Annotated in this window: 10 protein-coding genes; 4 read left to right on the forward strand and 6 right to left on the reverse strand. The window is 45.9% G+C overall.

The window, feature by feature from the left end; all coding sequences use genetic code 11:
- The first annotated feature begins 1,530 nt into the window (after positions 1-1,530).
- Both MHI25_RS20775 and MHI25_RS20780 read left to right on the forward strand, forming a co-directional pair.
- The gene (locus MHI25_RS20775) at positions 1,531-1,824 is read left to right on the forward strand and encodes a GNAT family N-acetyltransferase (RefSeq protein ID WP_036685732.1); all 294 of its coding nucleotides are present in this window, start codon (positions 1,531-1,533) and stop codon (positions 1,822-1,824) included.
- A gap of 81 nt (positions 1,825-1,905) precedes the next feature.
- Complete coding sequence (locus MHI25_RS20780; RefSeq protein ID WP_076183931.1) at positions 1,906-2,751, forward strand: GNAT family N-acetyltransferase; 846 nt, start codon at positions 1,906-1,908, stop codon at positions 2,749-2,751.
- 96 nt (positions 2,752-2,847) lie between these two features.
- Here MHI25_RS20780 and MHI25_RS20785 read toward each other — a convergent pair whose 3' ends face one another.
- From MHI25_RS20785 to MHI25_RS20800, 4 genes are all read right to left on the reverse strand, one after another.
- Entirely contained in the window at positions 2,848-3,615 is a 768-nt protein-coding gene (locus MHI25_RS20785; RefSeq protein WP_340394151.1) for a hypothetical protein, read from the reverse strand.
- Position 3,616: 1 nt separating this feature from the next.
- Positions 3,617-4,069, reverse strand: a complete 453-nt coding sequence (locus tag MHI25_RS20790; protein WP_076134641.1) for a flavodoxin — start codon at positions 4,067-4,069, stop codon at positions 3,617-3,619.
- Between the two features lie 171 nt (positions 4,070-4,240).
- Positions 4,241-4,606: a VOC family protein gene (locus MHI25_RS20795; protein ID WP_340394152.1), complete on the reverse strand. Its 366-nt coding sequence runs from the start codon at positions 4,604-4,606 to the stop codon at positions 4,241-4,243.
- Positions 4,607-4,691: 85 nt separating this feature from the next.
- Complete coding sequence (locus tag MHI25_RS20800; RefSeq protein ID WP_340394153.1) at positions 4,692-5,522, reverse strand: helix-turn-helix domain-containing protein; 831 nt, start codon at positions 5,520-5,522, stop codon at positions 4,692-4,694.
- 231 nt (positions 5,523-5,753) lie between these two features.
- On the opposite strand from MHI25_RS20800, the gene MHI25_RS20805 reads away from it, so the two are divergent.
- Positions 5,754-6,617, forward strand: coding sequence for a class I SAM-dependent methyltransferase (locus MHI25_RS20805; RefSeq protein ID WP_340394155.1), 864 nt, complete (start codon positions 5,754-5,756; stop codon positions 6,615-6,617).
- Positions 6,618-6,620: 3 nt separating this feature from the next.
- Positions 6,621-7,367, forward strand: coding sequence for an RluA family pseudouridine synthase (locus tag MHI25_RS20810; protein WP_340394157.1), 747 nt, complete (start codon positions 6,621-6,623; stop codon positions 7,365-7,367).
- A 617-nt stretch (positions 7,368-7,984) separates the two neighbouring features.
- Here MHI25_RS20810 and MHI25_RS20815 read toward each other — a convergent pair.
- Positions 7,985-8,416 (reverse strand): MarR family transcriptional regulator, encoded by a 432-nt coding sequence (locus MHI25_RS20815; protein ID WP_076127601.1) that lies wholly within the window; start codon positions 8,414-8,416, stop codon positions 7,985-7,987.
- Between the two features lie 192 nt (positions 8,417-8,608).
- Positions 8,609-11,050, reverse strand: a complete 2,442-nt coding sequence (gene gyrA, locus MHI25_RS20820) for a DNA gyrase subunit A (protein ID WP_339168788.1) — start codon at positions 11,048-11,050, stop codon at positions 8,609-8,611.
- Between the last annotated feature and the right edge of the window lie 54 nt (positions 11,051-11,104).

An 11,104-nucleotide genomic window follows, 5' to 3' on the forward strand; every position in this document is an offset into this window, starting at 1 on the left:
AGCGGGAGATCAAAACTCTGCACTATCGGACACAGTTGACCTTATTCGCAGTATTATCCCCTTTTTTGTGTGCTATCGGACTCCATAGGCGCTATTGACACTATAAATGCCTATTTCGTGCCTATTCCAAAGGAATAGCTGCACTGGGGTCCGAAACTTTACTCAAAAGGCTAAATATGTGCGAATAGCGTCTGCTGGGTCCGTAAACATCAGTGGGGAAATCAGGACTCTGGTCCATAAGCATCAGCGGGGGATTAGGACTCTGGACCGTAAGCTTCTGCGACGGATTGGGATCCTACGATATTGGACACCTATCGGACACAGTTGACCTTATTCGCAGTATTATCCTCTTTTTTACGTGCGATCGGACTCCATGGGCGCTATTGACACTATAAATGCCTATTTCGCGCCTATTCCAAAGGAATAGCTGCACTGGGGTCCGAAACTTTGCTCAAATGACTAAAAATGTGCAAATAGCGTCTGCTGGGTCCGAGAGGTTCTACGAAGGTTTAGGATGTTGTTCCATCGGTCAGTTGACCTTGTGCAAATAACGTCTATTGGGACCGTAAGCTTCTGCGACGGATTGGGATCCTACGATATTGGACACCTATCGGACACAGTTGACCTTATTCGCAGTATTATCCTCTTTTTTACGTGCGATCGGACTCCATGGGCGCTATTGACACTATAAATGCCTATTTCGTGCCTATTCCAAAGGAATAGCTGCACTGGGGTCCGAAACTTTGCTCAAAAGGCTAAATATGTGCGAATAGCGTCTGCTGGGTCCCTAAGCATCAGTGGGGAATTAAGACTCTGGACCGTAAGCTTCTGCGACCGATTGGGATCCTACGATATTGGACACCTATCGGACACAGTTGACCTTATTCGCAGTATTATCCCATTTTCAGCATGTTATCGGACTCCATAGGCGCTATGGGCATTAAAAATGCCTATTTCGCGCCTATTCCAAAGGAATAGCTGCACTGGGGTCCGAAACTTTGCTCAAATGACTAAAAATGTGCAAATAGCGTCAATTGGGTCCGTTAGATTCCGCAGAGATTAGGACAAGCGAGAGTTAGGGGTTCGGGGTTCCATGGATCCAGCGTTCTGAGGTTCCGAGGTTCCAAGGGTTCGGGGTTCGGGGTTCGGGGTTCGGGGTTCGGGGTTCGGGGTTCGGGGTTCGGGGGTTCCATGGTTCCGGGGTTCCGGGGTTCCGGGGTTCCGGGGTTCCGGGGTTCCGGGGTTCCGGGGTTCCGGGGTTCCGGGGTTCCGGGGTTCCGGGGGTACCAGCGTTCCCATGTTCCCAGTTTTCAGCTTACCAAAACAAATACTCGAGGTTAGTTAACTCTCACTTGCTATATTCTGCTATAGCCAATTTGCCCACATGAACAAAAATGCAGCACTGCGATCCACAGCTAACAAGGAAAACAACATTCAACCCGAAGAACAATCAATCTGGTTCGCTCCTCGCTTTTTGCAATTCATGGTAGTAAAATATAGGCAATAACTAATTAGGAGTGAAGCCATAAGATGCAAATTCAAAATGAAAACGGACGTTTTTTTGTTGCTAATGACGGTAAGGACCTTGCCGAAATCACATACAGTTTGGATAAAGAAACCGGGGAATTGGTCATTGACCACACTCGTGTCTCCGAAGAACTGCGCGGTCAAGGTACTGGACAAGAGCTTGTACGTGCTGTTGTGGACAAGGCTCGGAATGAGAATTTAAAAATTGTACCCGTGTGCTCCTATGCTGCGCATCAATTCGAGAAGCACCCGGAGTACAAAGACGTGCTGAGCGGGAATACTGGCGGGAGAGCTTAAACCTGCTCCCGTTTCCGCGAAGCTTTTTTAGTAACTATGCGAACTTATAATAGTTCAAATACACTTTAGGGGGAAACGGGTTTGACGACTGCCGACACTTTTAAGAATATTGAGGAATTGCAACAACGCTGTGAGCAATATGAAGGAATCTCATTAAAACTGAATTGGGATATGCTCCGCCAGCCATCAAGTACAGGTGATACGGAATGGCTCGTGACTTATGAAGACGAATTACTGGTCGGTTTCTTAGGACTCTATGGTTTTGGAAGCGATATGGAGGTCTGCGGCATGGTTCGGCCAGGCTACCGTCGACGCGGAATCTTCACCTCTCTGTGGAACCGAGCACAAACCATAATCAAGCGCAATAACGTCTCTACTCTTCTTCTAAATGCACCCGCCGCTTCTTCATCCGGAACTGCTTTCCTGCAAACCTTACCTCTACAGTTCAATCACGCTGAATATCAAATGAAATGGGATGGCAATTCCATGGTTTCTTCTGATGTTAGCTCAGCAACAGGGACTGTGGTCTTACGGCCAGCTCGTGAAGAAGAGGCACACATTCTGGTCGAACTGGATTGTGGAGGTTTTGATATGAAGACAGAAGATGCTGCCGAGCAGTATGAGTTGCACAAACAGGAAGGTATGCAAGAGAATATTATGATCGAGATGGACGGCAGGCCTGTTGGGAAAATGCGAGTGTGGACTGAAGATAATGAATCCTGGATCTATGGATTTACAGTCGACAAAAAGCTACGTGGGCTTGGCATTGGCCGCAGCGCCCTTCTTCAGACCATCGAACGAGAGCGCCAAAATTATAATGGTGTAAATCTGGAGGTCGCACTGGATAATCCCAATGCACTTAAGCTGTATGAGAGCTGCGGCTTTGTCATTCAGAATAAACAGGATTATTACCGATATATCGGCTAATCCCCAGATCTACTCTTGAGATTTTAATAAAGCAGTAACAATAAGACCTCCTTACTTGCTGGTGTTCTAACCTGCAGATACGGAGGTCTATATTTATTATAGTAAATAATTCGCTTCGCCTCTCTCATTTCTACGATCGCTGCAGCTTAAGGAACCGTCAGCTAACACTTCCCGCTCAAGAAATACGGATAACAAACGCACATAATCCAATGACTCCATAAGCGAGATTGCCTCTCCATCAAAGCTGTATTTACGTCCATCCAGCAGCGAGAAAACTTCCACGGTCTCCGCTGGCTCACCATAAGCATGATGGCAAAAAACATTGGCCATATGCATAAATCCAGTGATGATATCCTCATTGCCATTAACCATAAATTTCTGAACGTTCACGCTTCGGCCACTTTTTGAAGAGTTCCAAGCCAGCTGCGTAATCATCGATAACTCCAAATTCAGCGCTGGAACCGGGACATGCCACTGTTCATATAACATCACTGGAATCTCCTGTAGATGATTGCTTGAAATCATACGCATAAGCTCATCAGCTACACTCGTTTTGATATCCCAATATTGCAAAAGGGAGGGAAAAGCATCTCCCCTAGGAGGCCACCGGCGCTCTAACAGAAATTGTATAGGTGTCTCTCTTCGCACTTCCGGCAGCAGACTATAGAAGTCATTAAGTGTATGCCCCACAGCATATTGAACCTGCTGGCGCCAGCGTGGGAGCCCCGTCGCTGGCGCTCCGCTAGCTAAATTCTCAGTCCCGCCCAGCATAATATGCTCCATGCGATAATCGTGCAGCCGTTTATACGGAGGGCTATGTACATCCCTTGGTTTGTTAAACCAACTTCCCACTGGCCCACCCATCTTAGGTTACCGCCATACAGGCTTCGATGAATTGACGTCCGAATTGACGGCAGGCTTCTTTTTCGGCAGCATTAGGGCCATACTCAATCTTTAGGCTATCTTGCAAAATGACTGCTCCACGCTCCTTTAGCTTCTCCTCGATAACATCCACTGCCCCACAATAAATGGCGTAGCCTGTATCTCCACTACCAAAAACTGCTGACTTCATAGCAGTCAAATCAAGTTCATCCATCTCCTCATAGAAATCAAGAGCTTCATCCGGCAACTCTCCGTCTCCCCAAGTATATGCCCCTAGCAGAACGCCTTCATATGATTTTATCTCAATCGCATTACATTCAGTGACTGACTTCAAAACAGCCTCACCGCCTGCTTGGCGTATTCCTTCTACAATCAATTCAGCCATTTCCTCAGTGTTGCCAGTTAAACTAGCATATGCCACAAGCACTTTAGCCATAAACTCCTGTTCCTCCCCTACTAACACCTTAAATTTAAATCATATACGCTTCACCTCATTCTATTTGATAATGATTATCATTGTCAATAAATAAAGTTAAAAAAACGCAAACTCCCCGTTATTACACACGGTTGAGGTTTGCGCTCCGTCTCATTTTTCTTAAAAAGAAGCTTAATAAGCACCTTCCAGCAAGGTTATGTGATTCCCATCAGGATCACGAAAATTCATTTCTTTACCGCCATATTCCATCGTAACAGGTGGCTGACAATCCAGTCCCTTAGCTTTCAACTGCTCGTATGTCTCATCCAGATTATCACAGCCGAATACTAAATTAACAAAACCTGTCGTAAGATTTTCCCACTTTGCAGCATCCCAAATAATAATTCCCGGCTGTTTCTTGCCAAAGCCAAGCTTTGCCCCGTCGAAATTACCGTAACCTTCGAAAGGCATAGGAATTCCTAGTACCTCCGTATAAAATTTAGCTGACGCCGCAGTATCTTTAGTATAAATGTTAGTCCCTTCAAAAGACGAAATCATAACTTGTCCCCTCTCATTCTCATAATATGTCTCATTTCTTACTTAGGTTTAGTCTAACAAGGTTGACACGCTTTGTATTGCAAAATCACGACATTCTTCGGCCTGCATAGACCAAGGCTTCAAGTGGGGTTCTTCCTGCATATTTTTTGAAATTATTGATAAAATGGGACTGGTGACTGTAACCATACGCGAAAATAAGATCCTGCATATTCTTCGTCTGCCCAGGTAAATGACACATCTCCCGCCATACATTCTGAAACCGCACGAGATCTGCTGTTTTTTTGGGCGATACACCTATATATTCTTGAAAAAGCCGTTCAAGTTGTCGTCTGCTTAAATTAGAACTGGTCTCCAAATCCTCTGCGGTCACAATCCCTTTTTGTTTAACCATAGTATAGACTGCGTTCATCATCCGATCGTTAGTCCGCCCTCTACGCTCAAGACGACGAAGCAGATAGGCTTCAGCGGCTGCAATCCTTTCGTCCATCGAGTTTACTTTCTCCAATAGATGACCAAGCTCTTTTTTAAAAGTGCCAAAATATTGTTCTACATCGACATGTGCATTCAAGACATTCCGCAGATGATCATCTGCAAAAAAATGAACCGCCCAGAAATGAAATCGGATACCAAAGGTTGAACTCCCCCCTGGCTTTCTGTCTGAAGAGACTTCAAATGGAGTGTTATTGATGCCGGAGAAAAAAGTGTTTGTATTGCCTGATTCTCTATCCAAATCCCAAATAATATCCATACAGGTGTCCGGAATTATTGTCTCCGTCTCAGGTTGTTGTATAGACTCCACATCTACAGAACCCCAAAAACAGCGAATAAACGGCTGCAAGGCATGGCTGGGCAGAAACTCACTAGTGTGGTTGGGTTTTGCAGTTATAGGGAAATACAGCGGTGAGAGATTGAACATAGCTTTAGTTCTCCGATCGTAAATAGGGTAAGAACTCTACTATCTGATCATACACAATCAAGTCTTGCAGCACCAGTTGAATAGCCGCATAAGCATGGGAATATTATACACTTCATTAGCATTGGACAAAATTATTGGTGAAGCTGGTTGAGGTGTAATTTGTTTGTAGCAATCAGGTGAAATGTTGTACAATAAAGGCTAAATGAATTTTTTTGAAGGATGGATTAAATCATGTATATAGCGAGCGATTGGAAAGACTATGAAGTAATTGATACAGGCGGTGGAGAGAAGCTCGAACGCTGGGGCGATATTATCTTGCGTCGTCCTGATCCACAGATTATTTGGCCTCTAAATAATGAGACCGCTAAATGGCGTGATGTGCACGGACATTATCACCGTTCCTCCGCTGGTGGCGGACAATGGGAAATGAAAAAAAACATTCCGGACGATTGGAAGATTAGCTATGGTAAATTAAAATTCCACTTACGTCCTACAAACTTCAAGCATACAGGACTATTCCCGGAACAAGCAGCCAACTGGAGCTGGATGATGGACAAGATTGCAGCGGCTAACCGTCCAATTTCAGTGCTGAATCTTTTTGCTTACACAGGTGGAGCTACTGTGGCAGCGGCGAGTGCCGGAGCGTCTGTCGTTCACGTGGATGCAGCCAAAGGTATGGTGCAGTGGGCGAAAGAAAACGTTCAGCTGTCTGGTCTTGGAGAACGTCCAGTCCGCTTTATCACGGATGATGTATTCAAGTTCGTACAACGTGAACAACGCCGCGGCAGCAAATATGATGCGATTATTATGGACCCTCCTTCTTACGGAAGAGGACCTGGTGGAGAAATGTGGAAGCTTGAATCAAGCTTGTATCCTTTCCTTGAGAGCTGTATGGAGATTATGAGCGACAACCCTTTGTTCATGCTCATTAATTCCTACACCACAGGAATTTCTCCAACTGTACTGCGCAACATGTTGTCTATGACCATGGGCAAACGTTATGGCGGAAAACTTACCTCCGGCGAAATCGGTCTTCCGATCACCTCCTCCGGCATGAATCTGCCATGTGGTATCCTGGGTCGCTGGGAGGCGTAAGCCATGACACAGCATAGTTCCGGCAACAATGAGGCTGTAAGCAGCGGATCGCAACGATTTGAAGTCTTGTACGAAGACAACCATCTTCTAGGGATTGTAAAACCCGTGAATATTCCTGTTCAGGAGGATGCAACAGGAGATCCTGACCTGCTGAACCTGCTGAAAGAAGATGTGAAGGAACGTTTCAACAAACCCGGCAACGTCTATATAGGTCTGGTCCACCGTTTGGATCGACCGGTTGGGGGCGCAATGATTTTTGCCAAGACTTCCAAAGCGGCTTCAAGACTATCCGAGAGTGTCCGTACTCACGGCTTTCATAAGGTGTATTTAACAGTCGTGCATGGTAAACCGCCAGCCACTCGTGGCCGTCTTACAGATACGCTGCTTAAAGACGCAAAGAGTAACACCGTCACCGTGGTTCGAAAAGGAACTCCCGGCGGCAAGGAAGCAATTCTGGATTACACAGTGCTTGACAGTGCAGAAGGATACAGCCTGCTTAAGATTGATTTACTTACAGGGCGTTCCCACCAAATTCGGGTGCAGCTGAGTTCGATCGGCTGTCCATTATACGGTGATCAGAAGTACGGGGCTTCAGTGAACAGACCGGGGCAACAAATTGCGTTATGGTCAGCACTTGTAGGATTCCCTCATCCTGTTACTAAAGAAGAAGTGGAACTCATCTCTCTGCCCCCACAAACCCATCCTTGGGATCTGTGGCCGCGTGAAACACTACAAGAAGGGCTGTCCTGAAGCAGCCCTTTTTAGGCAATGAAACAAACCCTGTTATTTAAAACAAGGCAGTGATTCTCCGGTTAGTGGAGAATCACTGCCTTGTTTTTGGTTCTGCGTCTGCTACTTGATCAGAGACTATGGGAAGAGGGTCCACGTTGGAGAGTTCTTCCTAGCTCCGCACGAATGCTTAGTCCGATTATTCCAGCCGGGCATGGAATATCCCTTCGAGATTAAACATTCCTTCCACCTTCCAGCCTGAACTTAGCTAACGATCCACCGCTCTGTTTAGCGGTGGATCAGTAGTTGATCAGTAGTTGATCAGCAGTGGATCCTAGATGGAATCTGAAATGAAAAGTAAGATAACTGCATTCTATACACTTATTCCGAATAAAAAAGCAATAGATCGGATTTTAAGTGTACTCTTTACAATTAAAAATCAGGGAAACTGCAAAAAGAGAAGTAAATCAAGAAAATAGTTGTATAAAATACAGTTATATTTCATCACTCGAGTAAATAGCAAACAATAGCTGTACAAAATACAACTAAATACATCTAGATGCCTCTAATTGCTCTAAAACACTCTAAAAGCTTCTACATACTCTAAATGCACTAGTGATACAGCCAAGCTATTTGCTTCAAGGTGTAGAACCCTCCGGTGTAGTTGTAACAACCATTTTGCCCATTAAGTAGAGCAGTAACTGTTGGTTATGAGAGGAGATCGGATCAAGCGCTTCCGCAAAAAAATCACTGCGGATCTTTAGACCCCGTGCAGTTTCTTCCATTCCAGTCTCCGTTATACTCACCCATACAATCCGCCGGTCCGAAGCATCTCTTTCCCGCACAATAAGCTCATGTTTCTCCATCCGATCAAGTAACATCGTAACCGCTGCAGGACTGGTCGCCAAATGTGGAGCCAGATCAGAAGGCTTCATGGCGTCGCGTTCCTGAAGCAGTTCAAGTACAGTAAGTTGGGCATCCGTCAGCGTTGGAGCAAGATTACTGTCCATATGTAATTTATAATCTTTTAAAATCTTATGCCAAATTTTACTGAATTCAGAAGCATGCACACTTATTCCTTCCTTTCCTCGCGGTTCTATCCGGTATATCTACATTTTCGCGAAACAACTTCCATTTCCTGCAAACGAAGAAAAAATAAATCTGCCGGACCTTCAGCATAAAAAAATTAAAAACGACGCTTAGTCAACCCTCCAAAAGAGCGGACTAAACGCCGTTATAAAATCACTTGTTAATCGCTAGTTTTAATGAACTGATGGGAAAAGATTTATGATCTCATCCTTTTTCTCCACAGCTACAATCTGTTTGCCTGTAGAACGACGCTCGCCCAGCGGCGCTGATTCAGAGGAGAACGTATAGTGGGCATTCTCACGGGTAACGGCATTCAGTTCTAATGGCTCCTTGCAATAGAAAGCCCCTGCTAACCTGCTGCCATTTGGACGTATTCGTTTGCCTTCCTTGAATTCGAAGGTTGGCATTCCTTTGCCACCACGGCTTTGTGATGGATAATCCACAAGTAATGAACGTTTCGCATAACCAATATCAGAAATGGCAAGGATTTCGCCTTCATCTTCGCTGACCCAGAAGCAGGAAATCACCTCGTCGCCCTCGCGCAGCTGAATTCCTCTTACACCGGATGCAACGCGCCCCATAGGGTTAACCTCATTCTCATGGAATCGGATACTCATTCCCTCACGGGTGACCAGCACAATGTCCTTGTCATTCGTACTAGAAGCCACTGTAATGATCTCATCACCCTCGGCTACCTTACAGGCCGCTACAGCTCCAGAACGGCTTGTAGAGTATTCCTTGAGCTCTGTACGCTTCACCTGACCCCGACGGGTGACAAACACAAGGCTCTGCTGCGGATCATCTAGATTATTCACCGGAATCACACTAACGATTCCATCTCCTTTAGACAATCCAATAACATTCACAATCGCTGTACCAGGCTCTTTCCATTTAAACTCCGGAATCTGGTGCACAGGAAGCAAGAAGTATTGCCCCTTGCGGGTAAATACCAGCAGACTGTCACGGGTATTTACATCCAGCAGCCTGACGATATGATCGCCTTCTTTGACGCCTGAGGTATGACGCTCCCCACCAGAACGGGTGAAGGAAAGCATACTAGTCCGCTTAATATAACCATCTGCTGAAAGAGCAACGAGCACATCCTCCGCGTTGACCAGCGCTTCAAGGCTAACCTTGAGCTCCTCGACTTCGCCTTGGATCAGAGAACGGCGATCAATGCCGTATTTGTCGCGAATCTCCAGCAGTTCCTTACGAATTACAGCAACTAGCTTTTTGTCGCTATCCAAAATGCCGCGCAGATGTGTAATCTTTGCCATCATTTCATCTAATTCTTTCTGGAGTGAAGTGATCTCCAGATTGGTCAGACGATACAATTGCAAAGTAAGGATCGAATCGGCTTGGCGTTCACTGAAGCCGAACATCCATACGAGATTGTTCTGAGCATCCTGACGATTTTTCGAAGCTTTGATCGCAGCGATAACCTCATCCAGGATGTTTAGTGCTTTAACTAAGCCCTCTAAGACATGAGCACGGTCTTCAGCGCGTTCCAGATCGAACTGGGTGCGATGAGTCACAACTTCACGCTGATGTGCGATATAAGCTTCCAGGATGGCTTTTAGACCAAGCTGCTGAGGTGCTTTGTTAACAATAGCAACCATATTGAAGTTATAGGTAATTTGAAGATCGGTTTTTTTGAGCAGATACGCCAACACGCCTTGAGCATCAGCCTCTTTTTTGAGTTCGACTACAATCCGCAGTCCCTCACGGCCGCTCTCATCACGAACCTCGGCAATGCCATCGATCTTTTTCTCCAGCCGAATATTCTCCATGGAAGTAACCAACCGTGATTTTACAATCTGGAATGGAACTTCCGTGATCACGATTTGCTGCTTGCCGCCCCGCATATTCTCAATCTCTGTTTTGGAGCGCAGGTAAATACGGCCTTTACCTGTGCGGTAAGCATCCATGATGCCGTCTCCGCCCATGATTGTGCCGCCTGTAGGGAAATCCGGACCTTTCATGAAGGTCATAATTTCTTCCAGCTCAATATTTGGCTTCTGCATCACTGCGATACAAGCGTCAATTACTTCACGCAGATTATGTGGCGGAATTTCAGTAGCAAAACCCGCAGAAATCCCACTCGTGCCATTTACGAGCAGATTCGGATACCGGGAAGGAACCACAACAGGCTCTTTGGCCGTATTGTCAAAGTTATCTTTAAACAAGACCGTCCGCTTCTCGATATCACGCATCATCTCCATTGCAATGGGAGACAGCCGTGCTTCTGTATAACGCATTGCCGCAGCTGGGTCATCGTCCATGGAGCCCCAGTTGCCGTGACCGTCAACTAGCACATGCCCCATCTTCCAAGGCTGTGCCATACGTACCATACCATCGTAAATAGAGGAGTCACCATGTGGATGGTAATTACCCATTACATCTCCGACAGTTTTGGCTGACTTGCGGTATGGCTTGTCAGGGGTGTTGCCGGAGTCGTACATCGCATAAAGAATCCGGCGCTGCACGGGTTTAAGTCCATCACGGACATCGGGGATTGCCCGGTCCTGAATAATATATTTGGAATACCGACCAAAGCGGTCACCGACGACCTCTTCCAGAAATGCCGGCAAAAATTGTTCTGATAAACTACTCACTTTGCTCACCTTCTGTTCCTCAAACTGCCCGTTTTAAAATAGTGTGGTGATTCT

Origin of the sequence: Paenibacillus sp. FSL E2-0177, assembly GCF_037992975.1 — a bacterium.
GTDB classification, from domain to species: Bacteria; Bacillota; Bacilli; order Paenibacillales; family Paenibacillaceae; genus Paenibacillus_AQ; species Paenibacillus_AQ odorifer.